Origin of the sequence: Curtobacterium sp. VKM Ac-1393 (assembly GCF_015350995.1) — a bacterium.
GTDB lineage: Bacteria > Actinomycetota > Actinomycetes > Actinomycetales > Microbacteriaceae > Curtobacterium.
This window is the reverse complement of sequence record NZ_JADKRW010000003.1, coordinates 115127-135436: the sequence shown is the minus strand read 5'-3', so window position 1 is coordinate 135436 and position 20310 is coordinate 115127. Positions and strand designations below refer to the sequence as shown.

The following is a 20310-nucleotide window of genomic DNA, read 5'->3' as shown; positions in this document are numbered from 1 at the left end:
TGCGAGAGTGAGCGCTCACGTGCCAGGATGTGAGCGCTCACGGAGGACGACGGAGTTCTGGAGGAACGCATGGGCGACGACCCCACCCAGCAGGTCGCGAACGGCCGCACGACACTCGGGATCGAGCTCGGCTCCACCCGCATCAAGGCGTGCCTGGTGGACGAGGACCTCGTCCCCATCGCCGCCGGCTCCCACGAGTGGGAGAACGAGTTCGTCGACGGCCGCTGGACCTACTCGCTCGAGGCTGTCGAGACCGGACTCCGCGCCGCGTACGCCGCGCTCGTCGCCGACGTCGAGGCGCAGTTCGGCGTGCGCCCGACCACCTTCCGCGCGGTCGGCGTGAGCGCGATGATGCACGGCTACCTGGCGTTCGACGCCGCGGGCGAGCTGCTCGTGCCGTTCCGGACCTGGCGCAACACCTCGACCGGCCCCGCCGCCGAGCGTCTGAGCGATGCGCTCTCCTTCAACGTCCCCCTCCGCTGGTCGATCGCACACCTGTACCAGGCCGTCCTCGACGACGAGCCGCACGTGTCCGAGATCGCCGGCGTCACGACCCTCGCGGGCTACGTGCACCGGCGCCTGACCGGGCGGAACGTGCTCGGGGTCGGGGACGCCTCTGGTGTGTTCCCGATCGAGAGCGGCCCCGTCGACAGCGGCCCCGGCGACCCCGGCTCGCGCGACTGGGACGGGTCCATGCTCGCCACGACGCAGGACCTGCTCGGTGCGCACGTCCCTGACCTCCGAGCGATCCTGCCGCAGGTGCTCGTCGCGGGTGAGGAAGCGGGGGCCCTCACGCCTGAAGGCGCCGCGTGGCTCGACCCCACCGGAACGCTCGAACCCGGCGCACCCCTGTGCCCGCCCGAGGGTGACGCCGGCACCGGCATGGTCGCGACGAACGCCGTGGCACCACGGACCGGCAACGTCAGCGTCGGCACGAGCATCTTCGCGATGGTGGTCCTCGAGCACCCGCTGAGCACCCCGCACGAAGAACTCGACGTCGTGACCACCCCGGCCGGTGACGCCGTGGCGATGGTGCACTGCAACAACGGTGCGAGCGAGATCGCGAGTTGGGCGAAGGTGTTCGGACGCTTCGCCCAGACATCGGGCAGCCCGATGGCGACGGACGACGTGTTCCGGGTGCTCCTGGACGAAGCCGAACAGGCCGACCCCGACGCCGGCGGCCTGCTTTCGTTCAACTACCTGGCCGGTGAACCCGTCACCCACGTCGAGGACGGTCGACCCCTGCTGCTCCGGACCCCCGACGCCCGCTTCACCCTGGGCAACCTGGTCCGTTCCGAGGTACACGGCGCGTTCGCCACCCTGGCGATCGGCATGGACGTCCTGCACGGCGAACAGGTGCAGGTCGACCGGATGACCGCGCACGGCGGGCTCTTCCGCACGCCGGGTGCTCCGCAGCGACTGCTCGCCGCAGCCCTGCGAGTGCCGATCGCCCTCGAGGAGACCGCTGGTGAGGGCGGGGCCTGGGGCATCGCCGTCCTGGCCGCCTACCTCGAACACACCGACCAGCAGCTCGCCGACTTCCTGACCGACACCGTGTTCGGCGGGGACGCCGTGCACGTGGCCGACCCCGAGCCGGCCGACGTCGACGGCTTCCAGACGTACCTCAGCCGGTACCGCGCTGCCCTGCCCGTCCAGGCCGTGGCGGCAGCGGTGACCCGACCAGACGCGACCGGAACCGGTGCGGCAGCCGCCCCCGGCGCCGACGCGACCACCGACCGAGGCGAGGAGACAGCGGGAGCCGAGCCGCGCCTCCCGGCAGAGCAGGAAGTGACCCGATGACCGACGCGACCCAGCAGGACGCGACCCAGCAAGACGCGACCCAGCAGGACGCGACCCAGCACGACCCCGACACCCAGCACGCCGTCGCCGCGACCCGCGAACGCGTCGCCCGCCTGCACGGAGAACTCGTCCGCTACGGCCTCGTGATCTGGACCGGCGGCAACGTCTCCGAGCGGGTGCCCGGCACGGACCTGTTCGTCATCAAGCCGAGCGGTGTCTCGAGCGACGACCTGACCCCCGAGAACCAGGTCGTCTGCACGCTCGACGGTGTGCCGGCGGACGGCTGGGGCAATGCCCACGGCCCGTCGAGCGACACCGCCGCGCACGCCCACGTGTACCGGAACATGCCCGAGGTCGGCGGTGTCGTGCACACCCACTCGACCTACGCGACGGCGTGGGCCGCACGAGCGGAACCCATCCCGTGCGTGATCACCGCGATGGCGGACGAGTTCGGCGGGCCGATCCCGGTCGGGCCGTTCGCGATCATCGGCGACGACTCGATCGGCCACGGCATCGTCGAGACACTGACCGGCCACCGCAGCCGCGCGGTCCTCATGCAGAACCACGGTGTCTTCACGATCGGCAAGGACGCGAAGGACGCCGTGAAGGCCGCCGTGATGTGCGAGGACGTCGCGCGGACGGTGCACATCGCGAAGCAGGGCGGGGACGTGGTCCCGATCCCGCAAGCAGACATCGATCGACTCTTCGATCGCTACCAGAACGTCTACGGACAGAACCCCGAAGGAGCCATGCGATGACGCAGGTGAACCCCCAGGCCACCCTGGACAGCTACGAGGTCTGGTTCCTCACCGGGTCCCAGGGCCTGTACGGCGAGGAGACCCTGCGCCAGGTCGAGGAGCAGTCCCGGGCCGTCCACGCGGAGCTCGCCGGGCACCTGCCGGTGAAGCTCGTCTGGAAGCCCGTGTTGAAGGACGCCGACGGCATCCGCCGCGCCCTGATCGAGGCGAGCGCCGACGACAAGGTCATCGGCGTGACGACGTGGATGCACACGTTCAGCCCCGCGAAGATGTGGATCGGCGGGCTGCAGGCGCTGACGAAGCCGCTGCTGCACCTGCACACGCAGGCGAACGTCACCCTGCCGTGGGCGGACATCGACTTCGACTTCATGAACCTCAACCAGGCGGCGCACGGCGACCGTGAGTTCGGCTACGCCCTCGCCCGTCTCGGCGTCCGGCACGCCACCGCGGTCGGGCACGTCTCGGACCCCCGCGTCCAGCAGCGGGTGTCGAACTGGACCCGTGCCGCGGCCGGTGCCGCAGCCGTCCGCGAGCTGAAGTTGACGCGCTTCGGCGACAACATGCGGTACGTCGCCGTCACAGAGGGCGACAAGACCGAGGCGGAGATCGAGCTCGGCGTGCAGGTCAACACCTGGGCGGTGAACGAGCTGGCCGCCGCGGTGTCCGCTGCGTCGGACCAGGAGATCGACGCACTCGTGGCGACGTACGAGCGCGACTACGACGTGGACCCGTCGCTGCGACGCGACGGCGGTGACCGTCACCAGTCCCTCCGTGACGGTGCCGCGATCGAGATCGGCCTCCGCACCCTGCTCGCGCAGAACGGATCCGCCGCCTTCACCACCAACTTCGAGGACCTCGGCACGCTCAAGCAGCTGCCCGGCCTGGCCGTCCAGCGCCTGATGGCCGACGGCTACGGCTTCGGCGCCGAGGGCGACTGGAAGACGGCCGTCCTGGTCCGTGCGATGAACGTCGCCGGCGCCGGCCTGCCGGGTGGTGCGAGCCTGATGGAGGACTACACCTACGACCTCACCCCCGGCGCCGAGAAGATCCTCGGTGCGCACATGCTCGAGGTCTCGCCGACGCTCACCACCACGAAGCCGACGCTGGAGATCCACCCGCTCGGCATCGGCGGCAAGGACGACCCGGTGCGCCTGGTCTTCACCGCCGACTCCGGCGAGGCCGTCGTCGTCGCCCTCTCCGACACCCGCGACGGCTTCCGCCTCACCGCGAACGTCGTCGACGTGGTGCCCCCGACTTCGGCGTTGCCGAAGTTGCCGGTCGGCCGTGCCGTCTGGGAGCCGCGTCCGTCGTTCCCCGTCGCCGCCGAGGCCTGGCTCACCGCCGGTGCCGCCCACCACACGGTGATGACGACGGCCGTCGGCCTGCAGGTCGTCGAGGACCTCGCGACCATGGTCGGCACCGAGTTCCTGGTCATCGACGAGCACACCACCGCACGCGGTTTCCGCGACGAGCTGCGTCTCCAGCAGACGTGGCACCGTCTCGACCGCGGCTTCTGAGGCCGTGACCGTGTCCTCGGCGACGGGCACCAACTGGGCGGGCAACGTCACCTACCGGGCGACGTCGCTCGAGCGCCCGACGTCGGTGGCGGCGCTGCAACAGGTCGTCGCGTCGACCCCGCGCCTGACGGCGCTCGGCTCGCGGCACTCGTTCAACACCATCGCCGACACGGACGCCGTCCAGGTGTCGCTGCAGGACCTGCCTCCGGTGCTCGACATCGACACGTCGCGTCGCGTGGTGCGCGTGGCCGCCGGCCTGACACACAGTCAGGTCGCGGCCGGCCTGGAGGCCCGTGGCTGGGCACTCGGGAACCTCGCGTCCCTGCCGCACATCTCCACGGCCGGTGCCGTCGCCACGGGCACGCACGGCTCCGGCGTCCGCAACCCGTCGCTCGCGCAGGCGGTGGTCGGGCTCGACGTCGTCCGCGCTTCCGGGGCGCTCGAGCACGTCGACGCGTCCTCGCCGGACGGTGCCCTCGACGCCCACCGGGTCGCGATCGGTGCGCTCGGGGTCGTCACCGAGGTGGAGCTCGCCATCGAGCCCACGTTCCAGGTCGCGACGACGGTGCACCTCGACCTGCCGTGGGACGCCGTCGCCACGCACTTCGAGCAGGTGATGTCCGACGCCTACTCGGTGTCGATGTTCACGTCGTTCGACGATCGCGGCGCCCGGCAGGTCTGGGTGAAGCACCGCGTGGACGAACCCGCACCGACCGTCGACCTGGTCGACCTCGGAGCGCGTCCTGCCGACGGCCCCGTGCACCCGGGGGAGAACGACCCTGCCGGCGTGACCGAGCAGGGCGGTGTGCCCGGGCCGTGGGCCGAACGGCTGCCGCACTTCCGGTCCTCGTTCACCCCGTCGACCGGTGCCGAGATCCAGGCCGAGTACTTGATCCCGGCAGCGTCAGCGGTGGCGGCCCTGCAGGCGCTCCGGCCGCTCGAGTCGGTGTTCGCGCCGATCCTCATCGCCGCCGAGGTCCGCACGATCGCGTCCGACACGGCCTGGCTCGCGCCGTCGTCCGGTCGGCAGTCGGTCGGCCTCCACTTCACGTTCCGCCGTGATGCCGCTGCCGTGGCGGCCGCGGTGTCGCGGATCGAGGAGGTGCTCGCGCCGTTCGACCCCCGGCCGCACTGGGGCAAGGTGTCCGGCATGAGCGTCGAGCGCCTGCACGAGGCGTACCCGAGGCTGTCGGACTTCGCGGCGGTCGCGCGCGACGTCGACCCCACGGGCCGATTCCGCAACGCGTACCTGGCGCGCGTCCTGTCCTGACGGGGCGAGGTCCTGACGCGGCGAGGTCCTGGCGGGCGTCGAGTGAGCAGAAGACGACGGTTCCGTCCCCGGGCACCCGTCGTCTTCTGCTCACTCGGTCGCGCCACGGACGCGGGCTCGGTGACGCTCACAGGGGATGCCCATCGGATGTGCGGGCGACCCGCCGGTTCGTCGCTGGGAGCGCACATGTGCATCCACAAAGGTCGGGGGATGGCGAACTTCAACCGCATCCTCGGCATGGCCTCGAAGGTCATCGACAAGCAGCTCCAGAAGCGTGGGCAGGGGGACGGTGCGCCCGGCAACGGAGCGCAGCGCGCTGGCGGGACCGACTGGCGTGACGTCGTCCGCGGTGCAGCGGACCGGCTGACGGGCGACGACCGGAGCCAGCAGCAGCGGCCGCAGCAGCAGTACGGGCAGCCGCAGCAGCACGGCCCGGCCGACTCCGACAAGGTCGCCCTGGCGAAGTACGACTACCTGCTCCGCACCTCGTCGCCGGACCAGCTCGAGCAGGTGCACCACGACGCCTTCGCCCGCCTCACCCCGGCGCAGCGCCAGCAGGTGCGGAATCGCCTGAACTCCGAACTCCCGCCGCACGAGCACCTGCGCGACGACTCCGCCGGCGGCATGGCGCGCGCGATGACCCGCGGCGAGGTCCGCCGTCCGGGCCTGATCCGCCGTGTCCTCGGCGGCTCGAGCAACGGCACCGGCAACGGCAACGGCAACGGCCGCGGGCGTGGTGGCGCCTTCGCGGGTGGTGCCGCGGTCGGCGCCGGGGCGATGGCACTCGGCGGCATCGGTGTCGCGGTCGCCGGGGGAGCGGTCCTGAGCGCCGCTGCCGGGCCCGTCCTCGCCGAGGCCGCGAACCTCGGCGTCGACTTCGACGGCATCGCCTCGGGCATCGGTGACCTCGGGCTGGCGGACCTCGGTGCCGACCTCGGCGGTGGCTTCGAGGGCATCGCGGGCGAGGGCGAGCAGCTCCTCGGCGGCCTCGGTGAGCAGGCGTCGGGCCTCGGCGAGCAGGCCTCGAACCTGGGCAACGACTTCCTCGGGGGCCTGTTCGACCGCTGACCGACGCCCCTCGGGCGGACTCGGTGCAGATCCATCGGGAATAGACGGACGTCGCACGGGACTTGGATTGTTTCGTCGTGCGACGTCGGTCGCACGTGTGATTCGGACGGGCGACCGCCGCGGTGTCAGTATGGACGCCGCCCGGTGACCCGGTCCGCGGAACCGCATGCGGCTGCACCACGGTCGCCACCACCCTTCCCCGAGGAGCTCCACGGTCATGAGACGCCCCAACCGCCTGACGATCACCGCGGCCGTCGCCGCTGCAGCAGCCCTGGTCCTGACCGGCTGCTCGGGTGGGAGCTCGTCGGACGACGGTGACGGCACGGCCAAGGGCGGCACGCTCAACATCCTGACGCCGCAGACGTCGTTCCACCTCGACCCGGCGACGAGCCAGAGCCTCGGCATCACGTCCCTCGGTCTCGTCGCACGGCGACTGACCACGTGGGACGTGGAGCCCGGCAAGACCGCGAAGGTGGTCCCCGACCTCGCGACGGACACCGGCAAGTCCAGCGACGGCGGCAAGACGTGGACGTACACGCTGAAGGACGGGCTGGAGTTCCAGGACGGCACCCCGATCACCACGAAGGACATCAAGTGGGGCATCGAGCGCTCGTTCGCCCCCACGCTCTCCGGCGGCCTGAGCTACCACAAGTCGCTCCTGGTCGGCGGCGACAGCTACAAGGGCCCGTTCGACGGCAAGACCCTCGACAGCATCGAGACCCCGAACGACAAGACCATCGTCTTCAAGCTGAACGACGCCTACGGTGACTGGCCCTGGCTGGCATCGATGCCCGCGTTCACCCCGGTCCCCGAGGGCGACGGCAAGGACACCGGTGCCTACGACCTGAAGCCGGTCGCCTCCGGCCCGTACCAGGTGCAGTCGAACACCCAGGGCACCCAGGTCACCCTCGTGCGCAACAAGTCCTGGAGCGCGAAGACCGACGACGTCCGGACCGCCGGCCCCTCGAAGATCGTGTTCAAGGAGAGCCAGGACGCTTCGACGATCACGCAGACGCTCATCGCGGACAACGGCGACGCCAAGGACTCCTTCGGCGCCATCTACCTCGGGGCTGCCGAGCTGAACCAGGTCCGGAGCAACCCCGCCGCCCAGGACCGCCTCGCCACCTCGAAGGCCGGCCCGATCACGTACATGGCGATCAACACGCAGAAGGGCCAGCTGAAGGACCTCAAGGTCCGTCAGGCCCTGCAGTACGCCGTCGACAAGAAGTCGTTCCGGATCGCCGCCGGTGGCGCGATCGCCGGTTCGTACGCGTCGACCCTGATCACCCCGGGCATCGCCGGGCGCGAGGACTACGACCTGTACAAGACGGGCGCCACGGGCGACGTCGACAAGGCCAAGTCGCTGCTGAAGGAAGCCGGCGTCAGCAACCTCAAGCTGACCCTCGTCACGCAGAACGACCCCACCTACCTCGCGCAGGCGCAGGCGCTGCAGTCCGGCCTGAAGCGTGCCGGCATCACGGTGACGCTCAAGCCGCTCGACTACGACTCCTTCACGCAGGCCACCACGAACGGGACGGACTTCGACCTGTCGCTGTCGAGCTGGCAGCCGGACTTCCCGAGCGCGAACGCCAACCTGCAGCCGCTGTACGACTCGTCGCAGATCGGTGGCGGCGGCTACAACGTCTCGAAGTACAGCAACCCCGAGGTCGACGCCCTGATCGAGAAGGCCAGCGCCACCGTCGACCAGCAGGACGCGCAGAAGCTCTGGGCCGAGGCGGACCAGAAGATCATGGCCGACTCCCCGTCGGTGCCGCTGATCTACGCGAAGCAGTCGTTCCTGGCCGGCTCGAACGTGCAGAACTTCCAGATCGCGGACTTCCCGGCGTACCCGAACTACCTCAAGGTCTCGCTCGCGAAGTGAGTTCCCCGCTGCTCGAGGTCGAGGGGCTCCGCGTCGCGTTCGGCGACGCGGAGCCCGTCGTCCGTGACGTCTCCTTCACCCTGACCCCCGGCCGCGTGCTCGCCCTCGTGGGGGAGTCCGGCTCGGGCAAGTCGGTCAGCGCGATGAGCGTGCTCGGCTTGCTCCCACCCGAGGCCCGGGTGTCCGGCAGCGCCCGGTTCCGCGGCGAGGAACTCGTCGGCGCGTCCGACGAGACCCTCCGCGCCGTCCGTGGTGCCGGCATCGGGGTCGTGTTCCAGGAGCCGATGAACTCCTTCACGCCCGTCCTGTCCATCGGCACGCAGGTCGCCGAGGCAGTCACGGCGCACCCGACGGACCTCGGCCGAGCGGCGGTGTCCGCGCGCGTCGACGAGCTGCTGCGTGCCGCGGGACTCACCGACCCGGAGCGGATCCGCAAGGCCTACCCGCACGAGCTGTCCGGTGGGCAGCTGCAGCGCGCGATGATCGCGATGGCCCTGGCCGGCGACCCGGTCGCGCTCATCGCCGACGAGCCCACGACCGCGCTCGACGTGACGGTGCAGGCCGGGATCCTCGACCTGCTCCGTCGACTCGGTCGCGAGCGCTCCCTCGCCGTCCTGCTCATCACCCACGACATGGGTGTGGTGGCGGACGTCGCGGACGAACTCCTGGTGATGCGCCGCGGCGACCCGGTCGAGCACGGGACGGTCGCCGAGGTCTTCGCGCACCCCGCCGCCGACTACACGCGCCAGCTCCTCGCGGCCGTCCCCAGCCTGGAGGCCCGTGGCGGTCCCGCCGACGCAGCTGCGGATGTCGAAGGGGACCCGTCCACGGCGCGAGCCGACGAGGCGGAGGCGAACCGCGCCTCCCGGCCGCTGGTCGCGCAGCTGCGCGACGTCGCCGTGCGGTACACGCGCCGCGGCGGACCGACCGTCTCCGGCATCGACCTGGACCTGCGGGCCGGCGAGACCGTCGGGCTGGTGGGGGAGTCCGGTTCCGGCAAGTCGACCATCGGACGCGCCCTGGCGGGCCTGGTGCCCGTCGTCGCCGGCTCGGTGCAGGTCGACGGCAGCGACCTGCGGACCGCCAAGGGTCGGCGGCTCCGCGAACTCCGCAGCCACGTCGGCATCGTCTTCCAGGACCCGGCGTCGTCGCTCAACCCGCGGCAGACGATCGGGTGGAGCATCGCCGAGCCGTTGCTCGTGCACGGCACGGCCTCGGGCCCGGACCGCGAGGACCGGGTCCGCGAGCTGCTGACCGCCGTGCAACTCGATCCGTCGTGGGCCGAGCGGTTCCCGCACCAGCTGTCGGGAGGCCAGCGCCAGCGCGTCGCTGTCGCGCGTGCGCTGGCGCTCCGACCGGCCCTCGTCATTGCCGACGAGCCGACCTCGGCGCTCGACGTGACCGTGCAGGCGGCCGTGCTCGACCTGCTCGCCCGACTGCAGGACGAGTTCGGGTTCGGCATGCTGCTCATCAGCCACGACCTCGCCGTTGTCCGGCAGCTCGCCGACCAGGTGCTCGTCCTGCACGACGGCCGCGTGGTCGAGCGGGGGAGCACCGAATCCGTGCTCGACGACCCGCAGCAGGACTACACGCGCATGCTCCTGGCAGCCGCACCCGTCGCCGACCCGGTGCGACAGGCAGCTCGCCGCGAAGCCTGGCGCGCCTGGGAAGGAGTGGCCTCGTGACCGCCAACGTCGTCGAGCGCCCCGTGGCGTCGTCCGGACGCACGACCGGCTTCCGCGCCGTGGTTCGCCGGGTCCGGCAGGACCGCTGGGCCGTGACCTCGGCCGTCGTCATCGTCGTGTTCCTCGTCGTCGCCGTCGCCGCGCCGCTCATCAGCGCCCTGACCGGGCAGGACCCGTACGGGTACGACATCGACGCGCTGAACTCGTTCGGTGCGCCGAAGGGCTTCGGCGGCGGCATCAGCGGGGAGCACTGGTTCGGCGTCGAGCCGCTCACCGGACGCGACCTGTTCGCGATCGTGACCTACGGTGCCCGCACGTCGCTCGGCATCGGCCTCGCCGCGACCGTCGTGTCCATCGTGATCGGCGTGCTCGTCGGCGTCACCACCGGCTTCTTCGGCGGCTGGTACGACCGCGTGCTGTCGCGGGTGGTCGACGTGATCTTCGGGTTCCCGTCGCTCGTGTTCATGATCGCCCTCACCGCGATCGTGCCGACCTCGTTCCCGAAGCCGATCCTGGTCGTGCTCGTCATCGGGTTCTTCGGCTGGCCGTCCGTGGCCCGCGTGGTCCGTGGCCAGACCCTGTCCCTCGTCAGCCGGAACTACGTCGTCGCGTCCACGGCGATGGGGGCCGGGCGGTGGCACGTCATCCGCACGCAGCTGCTGCCGAACCTCGCCGCGACGATCACCGTCTACGCGACGATCTCGATCCCGTCGATGATCGGAGCCGAGGCCGCGCTGTCCTTCCTGGCCGTCGGCGTGAACCCGCCGACGCCGTCGTGGGGCCGCAGCATCGGTGACGCCATCGGCTGGGTGCAGACCGACCCCATGTACCTCGTGTTCCCCGGAGTGGCCCTGTTCCTCATCACCCTCGCGTTCAACGTGCTCGGCGACGCCCTGCGCGACGCCCTCGACCCGAGGGGAGGCCGTCGGTGACCACGTTCCGCTTCATCGCCATCCGGATCCTCGGGGCCGCCGTCGTGCTGCTCGTCGTCGCCGCGATCACCTACGCGTTGTTCATGCTGTTGCCGACGAACCCCGCGCGGGCGATCTGCGACAAGCCCTGCACGCCGGACCGGCTGCGCGAGGTGCAGGCGTTCCTGGGCACCGACAAGCCGTGGATCGCGCAGTTCGGCGCGTACCTGGCGGGGATCTTCACCGGCCGCACCTTCGGCAGCGGCGCGTCCGTGATCACCTGCGCCGCACCGTGCTTCGGGTACTCGTTCCAGCTGCACGAGAGCGTCACCGAACTGATCCTGTCCCGCCTGCCCGTCACCGCATCGATCGCCGTCGGCGCGGCCGTCCTGTGGCTCGTCACCGGGGTGTTCGGCGGCGCCGTGTCCGCGCTGCGACGGGGGACCTTCGTCGACCGGGCCGTGATGACCGTCGCCGTCGCCGGGGTCTCGTCGCCGGCGTACCTGATCGGGCTGCTCGGCATCCTGCTGTTCGGGTTCGTGCTCGGCATCCTGCCGACGAGTGGCTACGTCGCGTTCACCGACGACCCGGTCGGGTGGTTCACCCACCTGATCCTGCCGTGGTGCGTGCTCGCGTTCATCAGCGCGGCGATCTACGCCCGGCTGACCCGTGGCGAGATGCTCGAGTCGATGTCGCAGGACTTCGTCCGGACCGCTCGGGCCAAGGGGCTGCGGGAGCGCCAGGTCGTCGTCCGCCACGGACTCCGCACCGCGATCCTGCCGGTGGTGACGCTGTTCGGGCTCGACCTCGGTTCGCTGCTCGGGGGTGCGGTCATCACCGAGAAGGTGTTCTCGATGCAGGGCCTCGGGGCGCTGCTCATCGACGCCGTGCACACGCTCGACCTGCAGGTCGTCGTCGGCTTCACGCTGTTCTCGGCGCTGTTGATCGTCACCGCGAACGTGATCGTCGACGTGGTCTACGCGTTCGTCGACCCGCGGGTGCGGCGGCGGGCGTAGGTCGCGGTCGAGCCCTCGCACCGTGCGAGGTCCGGCGTCTGCCCCCGCGCGTGTGGTGCGAGGTTCCGTGCTCGGTGCGAGCTTGCACGCATCCCACGGAGTGCGGAACCTCGCACCAGAGCGCAGACCCCTCGCACGGTGCGAGGGCGGGCAGCCGGTGCGAGGTTGCCCGCTCCGTGCCCTACTGCAACCCCGCACCGAGCGGGCAGCCCATCACTGTCCGACGAACCCCGCACCGTGCACCAGCGACGACCCCCTCGCCGGCCGATGCAGTGAGCGAGACATCAGCCGCTGTGGCCGCCGCGGCCGCCGTCAAGCCGAGCGGCCAGCCACGAAGCGGTAGACCGAACCGTCGTCGGTGCGCGTCAGCACGCCGAGATCCACAGCGTCCCGTCGCACGACGGACACGTCGGCTGCGAACATGCCGACCGCGGCGTTCAACACGGCCTCCGGCATGGCGCGGTCACGCCCGAGGCGCTCGAACACGAGCTCCACGATCCGGACGGACAGCGCATGTCGGTCGACGTCCTTCACCGGCATCCGCTCGATCCGGCCGAACTCGAGCACCGCGGCCGCTGACTGCAACCGCTGCAGCTCCCGTGCCGTCCGACCGAGCACCGGGGCGTCGGGGTCGTCGTCGGTGACCCAGTCGAACGAGCCGATCGCCGCCCGGGTGCGGTCGTCGGTAGGGGCTCCGCCGAACACCGCCGCTCGGAGGGCCGGGGACGCCATGACGGAGACGACCTGTCGCGCCCGACCGACGACCCCGGCGACGTCCATCAGAAGTACGTGATGCCGTGCGGGGTCCGCGGGGGCAGGAGCATCGCGCGGAGCAGCTCGACCGATGCGGGGTCTGCAGCGCGGACCAGGCCGGCGGCCGCCAGGGTGACCGGCGAGACCGACCCGATGAGCAGCGCACCGAGCTCGGCCACGTTGAGCTGGACGTCGGAACCGGCCACGTCGGCGTCGTCGGCGACACGCGTGACGGTGCCACGGGCCTCCTGGACGTCCAGGCGGTACGTGCCGGTCGTGTGGCCGAGCGCATCGGTGACCGCGAGGGTCAACGAGCCGTCGACGGCGAACGGCCGCGACTCGAGCACCGCGGCCACGTCGAGGACGCGCAGCCAGACGTGGTCCTCTTCGTGGTCGACGTCGTACGCACGGTTGTCGCCGAGGGCCGCGACGATCGGGTCGTCGAGCCGCGAGCGGTTGTACTTCACGACGTCGTTCAGGTCGATCGACAGCACGAACTCCCACAGCGCCGTGTAGGCCTGGTCGTCCGCGTAGACCAGGTCGACGATCTCGAGCACGGTGTCGGACGATCCGTCCTCTTTGACGCGCCAGGTGACGTACCCGTCGATCTCGTCCGTGCCCTCGGCACGGTGCACCGCCGCACGGACGTCCTTCGCCTTCTGCCCGTCGTTGCCGAGCAGCCCGAAGACGACCGGCCACGTGCCGGTGTTGCGGACCATGGAGCCGGGCGTGCGGGTGTGGAACCGCTCGAAGACCGCCTTGCCGGGGCCGTCGGCGAGCCACTGCGGCGTGACGACGGACACGGAGCCCGACGTCGGGGCGAGCAGGGGGAGGGCACGCTCGCGACGGACGCGCACCGCGCGCTCGCGGATGGCGCTGCCGAAGCCGAAGCGGCGGTAGATCGTGCCCTCGGACGCCGTCAGGGACGCGACCGCGTAGCCCTCGGCGACGCCGCGCTCGAGCGCGTGCGTCATCATCCGGCGCAGGATGCCGCGGCGACGCTCGGTGGGGCGGACCGTGACCGCCGAGATCGCCTGCGTGTCGACGGATGACCCGTCGCCCCAGCTCAACGCCTTGCGGAACCAGGTGAAGGTGCCGGCGGGCCAGGTCTCGTCGACGGAACCGGGGAAGGGCTTCCGGACGTACACGCCCAGGAACGTCTCTTCGTCGGCGATGAAGTGGGACGCCATGCGTGCGGCGCCCTCGGCGTCGGGATCGGCTTCGTGGAAGCCGAGGCCGACGGCCTGCATCCACGATGCGGTCTCGGCGTTCGGTGCCCCCTCGTCATCCGTCCCGGGCGCGAACTCGCGCAGCTCGTAGCGGTCGTCGAATGCCTCGTTGCTCACGCTGACGACCCTATCGGGACCGTGTGACGTCAGGGCACGGTGCGGCGGGACTCTTGCGCGACGACCTCGTCGAGGTCCGACAGCGACCGCATCTGCTGCAGCGGGCGGGCCATCCGGTGGTTGTCACGGAGCGCGGGCTCGGTGCGCGCGAGGAACGCCCAGTACCCGGCGGTGAACGGGCACGCGTCGTCACCGACCCGTTTCGTCGGATCGAAGCGACACCCACCGCAGTGGTCCGACATGCGGTCGATGTAGCGACCGCCCGACGTGTACGGCTTCGTGGCGACCATGCCGCCGTCGGCGTGCTGGGACATGCCGATGATGTTCGCGGGCATCACCCAGTCGGTGCCGTCGACGAACACGTCGGTGAACCACTCGGTCAGGTGCACCGGGTCGTAGCCGCGCTGCAGCGCCCAGTTGCCGAGCACCATGAGCCGCTGGATGTGGTGCAGCCAACCGTGGTCGTGCAGTCCCTCGATCGCCGTCCGCACGCAGACGGCGTCGATCTCGGAGGCATCGAGCTCCCGCCACCAGTCGGGGAGCCGTCTGTGCGCACCGAGGGCGTTCTCGGACGCGCCGTAGTCGTCGCCGAACCACCAGTAGAGGTGCCAGACGTAGTCGCGCCAGCCGGCGACCTGGCGGACGAAGCCCTCGACGCTGGCGAGCGGGGCGGCCTCGGTGCGGTGTGCTTCGAGCGCGGCGTCGATCGCCTGCCGCGGGTCGAGCACGCCGAGGTTCATCGGCACGCTGAGGAGCGAGTGCGCCATGGTCCAGTCGTTCGTCAGGGTGGCGTCCTCGAACGGTCCGAAGTCGCCGAGGCGCACCGCGACGAAGTCGTCGAGGGCGCGCTGGGCCTCGTCGGCGGTCACCGCGAAGCGACGGGTGTCGTCACGGCCGACGAACCGCGCGGTGCCGTCGCGCTCCCAACGGTCCAGGTCGTGCCGCACCTGCGCGTCGATGTCGTCCTCGTCCGGCCACCACGGCTCGGGCAGCCCGAGGGTCGTCGCACCCTTGGGCGGCGGCTGGCGGTTCTGGTCGTCGAGGCTGAACTTCCCGCCGATGGGCTTGCCGTCGCGCAGCAGCCAGCCTTCGCGGCGCCGGACCCGTTCGTAGTGGTTCTCCATGCGGAACCGGTCCGAGCCCTGGGCCGCCCACTCGGCGAACTCGGCTTCGTCGGTCACGAAGCCGCGACTGGGCAGGATCGCGGTGCCCTGGCCCCAGTGCCGGACCTGCGCGCGGAGGGTGCGGGACGGCGGGTCGATCACCTCGAGGTCGTCGCGGCCGGTGAGCGCCTCGCGGAGGGTGTCGACCTGGACGTGCTCGGCGCGGTCGCCCAGTTCGTGGACCCGGTGGCGCAGGGCGCTCAGCCACAGGTGGGCCTTCGCGCGGTGGACGGGGCGGGCGGTGAAGAACTCGCGTGCTTCGACGACGAGGGCGGGACCGCCGTCGTCGAACACGGGGCCGTACTGGCCGGGCAGCACCAGGCGGCGGCGTTCGGGGGACATGGATGGAAGGTACTCCTGCCCCCTGACCAGGGGTATTCCGCACATCGGATGTCACGATGCGGTAACGGGGTACGGGATTCCAATCCGTTCACCCGAGGCCGCCGAATAGCTTGTACAGGGCAAAAGCCCAGGGCGCTTCCCGGTCACACCCGGCCGGTCTGCAGCTCCCACACAGCAAAGGATTGTTCACCATGCGCAAGAGCCTGAAGACCTCCATCACCCTCGCCACGACCGGCGCCCTCGTCCTCGGCGGTGCCGCGTTCGGCATCTCCTCCGCCCAGGCAAGCACCCCGGCGATCCACACGGTGTCGTCGTCGTCGAAGATCCCCGCACCCGTCGCCTCGGTCCCCGAGGTCCTCGGCGGTTCCACCGCCGTGAAGCTCGACTCCGGCTTCACCGACGCCCTCACCGCCCTGAAGCTCACCCCCGGCGTCTCCGGCGACGCGACCCTCGCCGACGGGTCGGTGTCGTTCCCGATCACCGCCGGATCGGTCACGTACTGGTCGCCGGATGGCAACTACAAGCCGTACGTGCAGGGCCTGCTCAACCACGACGACTCCGGCCTCACCCTGAAGGCCGGCGACACCACCGTCACGCTGGAGAACTTCGTCGTCAACCCGGGCTCCTCGAAGCTCTACGGTGACGTCCTGGTCAACGGCAAGGTCGCCGCGTCCAACGCGTACCTGTTCGAGCTCTGGGGCGGTTCCCTCAAGCCCCTCCAGCTCGAGGGCGACAACGCCATCCTGACCGGCACCACCGTCCACGTCTCCGAAGACGCAGCCGGCCTGCTGAACAAGACCTTCGGCACCGACGCCGTCAAGCGCGGCCTCCTCGTCGGCACCGCCACCATCACCGCACAGATCAAGTAACACCCAGCACCACCGCACCACACACGAAGGTCCCGTCGATCTCGACGGGGCCTTCGTCGTTCCCGCTGGTCCTCGACGGACGTGGACTGCTCCGGACTAGGGCTTGTCGTCGACGAGGGCGATGAACCGGCTGCCGATCCCCTCGACCTCGCGGCGCGTGAGCCCGGCGGTGGGTTCGGGTGCCTGGTACGGCTCGTGGTAGTCGCACATCAGGTAGTCCCACTCGGGCCACCACTTCTTGGGGCGGGCATCCTCGGCGTACCGGCAGACGACGCACTCGAGGCGGACCCAGACCTTCTTGCCCGTTCGGTTGGCCCGCGATTGCACCAGCCATGCGGGCGGATCCTGCTCGATCGCTTCGAGCTCGGCCTCGCTGAGCCGCGTCGGGATTCCGTGGTGGGTCGCCATCTCGAGGGGGATGTCGAGTCGAACGGCGGCGTCGCGTCGGGAGAGCATCAGACCAGGGTAGGCGGTCGCTACCGCCGCCGCGGCGAGCTCTGCGTCCCGTCCGGCCGGACGAGATCGCCCGGGGCGGTCACGCCCGAGGGCTCCGGCACCGGGTCGAACAGGGCGACGGGCAACGGTCCGGCGTCGTCGCAGTCCGCGTCAGGGAGCCCTGCGGTGGAAGCGACTCGCATCACGCCGGCGTGGTCGCGTTCGAGCCGGAACTCGCGTCCGAACGCCCGGAGGCCGCCCAAGGAGTCGCCGGGGTCCATGCTCCACTTGCCAGCGACGCACCCGCGCACCGCCGCGACGTCGTCGCCCTGGTCCCAGTACCCCACTTCGACCTGTGTGGGCGTGAACGGCAGCGGTCCGGGCAGGAGCGTGGTGGTCTCGTTGTAGCGCAGGGCCTTGATCGCCGTTCCGGACGCGCGATCGATGTACTCCGGCGTCGCCGTCTTCGCGAACGCGTCGAGGCTGAAGTCGTTGCGGTTGCGGGCCACGGCCTCGGCCACGAGTTCTGCGCGGACCGCTCGGACCCACGGGTCACGATCGAGGCGCCCGCTCGGCGCAGCGCCCACCCACCGGACCTCCGGGTCGACGGGAGCCGGCTCCTCGGTCGTGCACCCGACCAGCCCGACGACCGCGAGGCCGACCACGGCGGCGGCGCCGATCGACGAGCGACGAGATCGTCGCGTCACGGACGCCCGATGTGCGCTCGACGGCGCTGTTCGTTCCTGCATCGCTCGGTCCCCCTCCGACAACGGCACCCACTGTACCGAGGGATCAGTCCGTCGCACCCCGCGGCGGCTCGACGAGCAGCCCGACCCGGTCGGTCAGGTAGTCGGCGAGCGGGACGGTGGAGCCGGCAGCCGGAGACCAGCGGACGAGCGGCACGTCGTCCTCGACGAAGAGCACACCGGTCGCGTCGACGAGCGTTCCGTCCAGCGCGATCGCCGTGGCGCCGTGGTTCACGGTGTCGCCCGCGGTGAAGTGCCCCTTCGCCGCAGCCGCTCGGTACGCCCGGCGGACCTCGGCGGAGACCGACTGGAACTGCGCCCGGCCCGGATCGGTGACGCGGGTGATCGACCCGGTGGCCCAGACCCGACCGCCGGACTCGAGCGACGAGCCGATCAGGAGCGCGCCGACCCGCCAGACACGACCGAGGGGCCGCATGGTCGCTTCGCGTCGGATGCCGAGCACCGCCTTCGGCTGGACGTACTCGCCGAGGGCCTCGTCCGGCACCCCAGCTGTGCGGAGCCGACGGGCGGCGTCGTCGAGCAGTTCGCGCGCTCGCTGCACTCCGTCGGTCACGTCCACCGAGCCTAGACCGGAGCGTGGCCGTGGCTCGGGCCGGTGCCCTGGCCGGCGCGGGCGGCGCTGCGTCGCCCGCGACCGGTGGCCCGGCGACGACGGCGCGCTGCGGCGACGATGCCGACCGTGATCATCACGCCGCCGTAGGCCAGCAGCACACCGGCGACGGTCGGGATGAGCCAGCTCCGCGACCCGTTGACGAGCTGGTTGACGACACCGATCTCGGGGACGCTGTACCAGACCACGCCTCGGACCTGCGCGGCGGTGACGGGGTGCGGGTCGGCCTTCGCGTTGTTGTCGCCCTTGAGCACGAAGGTGCGCGCACCGTTCGAGGACGATTCCACCGCCACCACGCGGTGGCTGATGACGGCCGGCTGACCCGAGGTGATCTGGTAGGTCACGACGTCACCGACCTCGATGTCGTCGACGGCGGTGGGGCGCACGACCAGCAGGGTGCCCGGGGGCAGCGTCGGCTCCATCGACTGGGTCAGGACCGTCAGCGGCATCGAGCCGGTCGCCTTGGGGACGACGATGAGCACGACCGCCAGGGCTGCGACGAGCAGCAGGAGCCCGATGGTCACGCCGAGCAGGACGGCATGCACGACGGCGCGCGTGCCGGAACGCTCCACGGCCCGGGTCATGCGCCGCACCGGATGGCTGCGCCGTTGTTCTGCGTGAAGAGCGTGACCGGTCCGCTGCCGGCGACGGTCGAGGTGGGGTTGCCGGCGCTGTCGAGCACCTTGACGGTCACGGTGAGCGTGCCGGAGGTGCCGGCGCTCGCGGGGACGTCGCTCGGGGCGATCGTGATGAACGCCGAGTAGTCCTGTGCCTTCTTGCCCACCGCGGTGGTGCCGACGAAGGCGCCGTACCAGGTGTCCATCGGTCGGTTCGCGGCGTCCCACCGCACCTCGAGGTACCAGCCGTCGTGGTCCGTGCAGACCAGCGCGGGGCTGGTGTCGGTGACGGGTGCCGTGGTGGTCAGGGTGAAACCGCCTGCCACGACGCCGGAGGTCCAGCTGCCGTTCGCCACGGTCAGGTTCACGGTGATGTTCGCGGTGGCCGACGCCGGTGCCGACGACTTCGGTGTGCTGCGGGTGCACCACACCGCCGAGGCTCCGCCGGCGAGCTTGGACGTCATGCTCGGCAGCGACGCCCAGGTGCCGGTGACCGATCCGCTGCCGACGGCGGTGTTGGTCGTGCACGCCGCGGCCTGGGCGACGGGCCACGCGACGACGGTGACCGCCTGGGCGAGCGCGGTCGAGCTGCCGGAGCCGACGGACACGGTGGTCGTCGCGGTGCCGGAGATGGTGCCCGTGTCGGAGAGCGTGATCGGCTTCGTGACCGACGTGACCGTGGACGAGAAGGTCGTGGTGAGGTCGCTGGTGCCGGCGATCGAGGCGGAGAGCTTGCCGACCGTGACGCTCGAGGCGGTGGTGCCGGACGCGCTCCACAGCGCCCAGGCCGCGCTCGACCCGCCGCCGACGAACACGGCGGTGAGCAGCACGGCGACGAGGAGCCGGAAGCGGCGGTTCATGCGGAGACCTGTGTTCCGGTGACGGTGAGGGTGAAGTCGGTGACGGCTCCGGACACGCTCTGCGGTGCGTCCGCGTCGAGGACCATCTCGACGCAGCCGACGGAGCTCGCACCGGGCTGCAGTGTGGACGAGCCGCTGCCGGTGTCGAACGTGGCGAGACGGCCGCTGGCGCCGGACAGCCCGGCGGTGCAGGCCGACGCCGAGGACACGGTGGTGAGCCGGAGCGTCAGCTCGCCGAGGACGGTGGCGGACGAGGCGCTCGTCGCGGAGGAGACCTTCGTGGACGTCGTCGCGAAACGCATCGCGAGCGGGATCGAGCCGGTGTTCTTGACGGCGAAGGTGCCGGTCACACCCGTGCCGGGGCCGAGCACGGTGGTCTTCATCGTCGAGAGGGTGCCGACGGTGATCGTCGCCGTCGCGGACTTGACGGTGGTGGCGGCGGTACTGGCGGTGCCGTTCCAGAGTGCGTAGGTGCCACCGGCGCCGATCAGTGCCGTGACGACCGCGACGACCAGGGAGAGCGCGACGGGCAGGATCCACCGGTGGCGTCGGACAGCGCGGCGGCGGCCCGTCGTCCTCGGTGTCCCGGTCATGGTCGTCCCCTGGTCGTCGTGCGTGAGCGGTGCGGCGGTCGCGCCGGA

At 71.2% G+C, this 20310-nt stretch carries 19 protein-coding genes; 10 read left to right on the top strand and 9 right to left on the bottom strand.

The window, feature by feature from the left end; all coding sequences use genetic code 11:
* Window positions 1-69: 69 nt before the first annotated feature.
* From ITJ59_RS07770 to ITJ59_RS07730, 9 genes are all read left to right on the top strand, one after another.
* Window positions 70-1800, top strand: coding sequence for a xylulokinase (locus tag ITJ59_RS07770; RefSeq protein WP_194650540.1), 1731 nt, complete (start codon window positions 70-72; stop codon window positions 1798-1800).
* On the top strand, window positions 1797-2558 hold the full coding sequence (locus ITJ59_RS07765; protein WP_194650539.1) for an L-ribulose-5-phosphate 4-epimerase: 762 nt from the start codon (window positions 1797-1799) through the stop codon (window positions 2556-2558). The genes ITJ59_RS07770 and ITJ59_RS07765 overlap by 4 nt, the downstream gene beginning before the upstream one ends.
* Window positions 2555-4075 (top strand): L-arabinose isomerase, encoded by a 1521-nt coding sequence (araA, locus tag ITJ59_RS07760; protein WP_194650538.1) that lies wholly within the window; start codon window positions 2555-2557, stop codon window positions 4073-4075. Before ITJ59_RS07765 ends, araA begins: the two co-directional genes overlap by 4 nt.
* 10 nt (window positions 4076-4085) lie before the next feature.
* The gene (locus ITJ59_RS19590) at window positions 4086-5345 is read left to right on the top strand and encodes a D-arabinono-1,4-lactone oxidase (protein ID WP_194650537.1); all 1260 of its coding nucleotides are present in this window, start codon (window positions 4086-4088) and stop codon (window positions 5343-5345) included.
* Between the two features lie 210 nt (window positions 5346-5555).
* Window positions 5556-6413, top strand: coding sequence for a hypothetical protein (locus ITJ59_RS07750; protein ID WP_194650536.1), 858 nt, complete (start codon window positions 5556-5558; stop codon window positions 6411-6413).
* 217 nt (window positions 6414-6630) lie between these two features.
* A complete protein-coding gene (locus ITJ59_RS07745) occupies window positions 6631-8295 on the top strand; it encodes an ABC transporter substrate-binding protein (protein WP_194650535.1) in 1665 nt (554 codons plus the stop codon).
* A complete protein-coding gene (locus ITJ59_RS07740) occupies window positions 8292-9980 on the top strand; it encodes an ABC transporter ATP-binding protein (protein ID WP_194650534.1) in 1689 nt (562 codons plus the stop codon). The genes ITJ59_RS07745 and ITJ59_RS07740 overlap by 4 nt, the downstream gene beginning before the upstream one ends.
* On the top strand, window positions 9977-10912 hold the full coding sequence (locus ITJ59_RS07735; RefSeq protein WP_194650533.1) for an ABC transporter permease: 936 nt from the start codon (window positions 9977-9979) through the stop codon (window positions 10910-10912). The genes ITJ59_RS07740 and ITJ59_RS07735 overlap by 4 nt, the downstream gene beginning before the upstream one ends.
* Window positions 10909-11907 (top strand): ABC transporter permease, encoded by a 999-nt coding sequence (locus tag ITJ59_RS07730; protein WP_194650532.1) that lies wholly within the window; start codon window positions 10909-10911, stop codon window positions 11905-11907. The genes ITJ59_RS07735 and ITJ59_RS07730 overlap by 4 nt, the downstream gene beginning before the upstream one ends.
* 312 nt (window positions 11908-12219) lie before the next feature.
* Here ITJ59_RS07730 and ITJ59_RS07725 read toward each other — a convergent pair whose 3' ends face one another.
* The 3 genes from ITJ59_RS07725 to ITJ59_RS07715 are packed head-to-tail and all read right to left on the bottom strand — an operon-like array spanning window position 12220 to window position 15511.
* Window positions 12220-12687, bottom strand: coding sequence for a DUF2087 domain-containing protein (locus ITJ59_RS07725; protein ID WP_194650531.1), 468 nt, complete (start codon window positions 12685-12687; stop codon window positions 12220-12222).
* Entirely contained in the window at window positions 12687-14006 is a 1320-nt protein-coding gene (locus ITJ59_RS07720) for a GNAT family N-acetyltransferase (RefSeq protein ID WP_194650530.1), read from the bottom strand. The genes ITJ59_RS07725 and ITJ59_RS07720 overlap by 1 nt, the downstream gene beginning before the upstream one ends.
* 29 nt (window positions 14007-14035) lie before the next feature.
* Window positions 14036-15511, bottom strand: a complete 1476-nt coding sequence (locus ITJ59_RS07715) for a cryptochrome/photolyase family protein (RefSeq protein WP_194650529.1) — start codon at window positions 15509-15511, stop codon at window positions 14036-14038.
* A 191-nt stretch (window positions 15512-15702) separates the two neighbouring features.
* Between ITJ59_RS07715 and ITJ59_RS07710 the strand changes: the two genes are divergently transcribed.
* Window positions 15703-16380 carry a hypothetical protein gene (locus ITJ59_RS07710; RefSeq protein ID WP_194649449.1) on the top strand — a complete coding sequence of 226 codons (678 nt, stop codon included), beginning with the start codon at window positions 15703-15705 and terminating at the stop codon, window positions 16378-16380.
* A 96-nt stretch (window positions 16381-16476) separates the two neighbouring features.
* Here ITJ59_RS07710 and ITJ59_RS07705 read toward each other — a convergent pair whose 3' ends face one another.
* From ITJ59_RS07705 to ITJ59_RS07680, 6 genes are all read right to left on the bottom strand, one after another.
* On the bottom strand, window positions 16477-16836 hold the full coding sequence (locus ITJ59_RS07705; protein ID WP_194650528.1) for a hypothetical protein: 360 nt from the start codon (window positions 16834-16836) through the stop codon (window positions 16477-16479).
* A 20-nt stretch (window positions 16837-16856) separates the two neighbouring features.
* Window positions 16857-17522 (bottom strand): hypothetical protein, encoded by a 666-nt coding sequence (locus tag ITJ59_RS07700; RefSeq protein ID WP_194650527.1) that lies wholly within the window; start codon window positions 17520-17522, stop codon window positions 16857-16859.
* Window positions 17523-17607: 85 nt separating this feature from the next.
* Entirely contained in the window at window positions 17608-18135 is a 528-nt protein-coding gene (locus ITJ59_RS07695; RefSeq protein ID WP_194650526.1) for a hypothetical protein, read from the bottom strand.
* 11 nt (window positions 18136-18146) lie between these two features.
* Window positions 18147-18776: a signal peptidase I gene (locus tag ITJ59_RS07690; protein WP_194650525.1), complete on the bottom strand. Its 630-nt coding sequence runs from the start codon at window positions 18774-18776 to the stop codon at window positions 18147-18149.
* A complete protein-coding gene (locus ITJ59_RS07685; RefSeq protein ID WP_194650524.1) occupies window positions 18773-19669 on the bottom strand; it encodes a hypothetical protein in 897 nt (298 codons plus the stop codon). The genes ITJ59_RS07690 and ITJ59_RS07685 overlap by 4 nt, the downstream gene beginning before the upstream one ends.
* Window positions 19666-20262 carry a TasA family protein gene (locus tag ITJ59_RS07680; protein ID WP_194650523.1) on the bottom strand — a complete coding sequence of 199 codons (597 nt, stop codon included), beginning with the start codon at window positions 20260-20262 and terminating at the stop codon, window positions 19666-19668. Before ITJ59_RS07680 ends, ITJ59_RS07685 begins: the two co-directional genes overlap by 4 nt.
* Window positions 20263-20310: the final 48 nt, after the last annotated feature.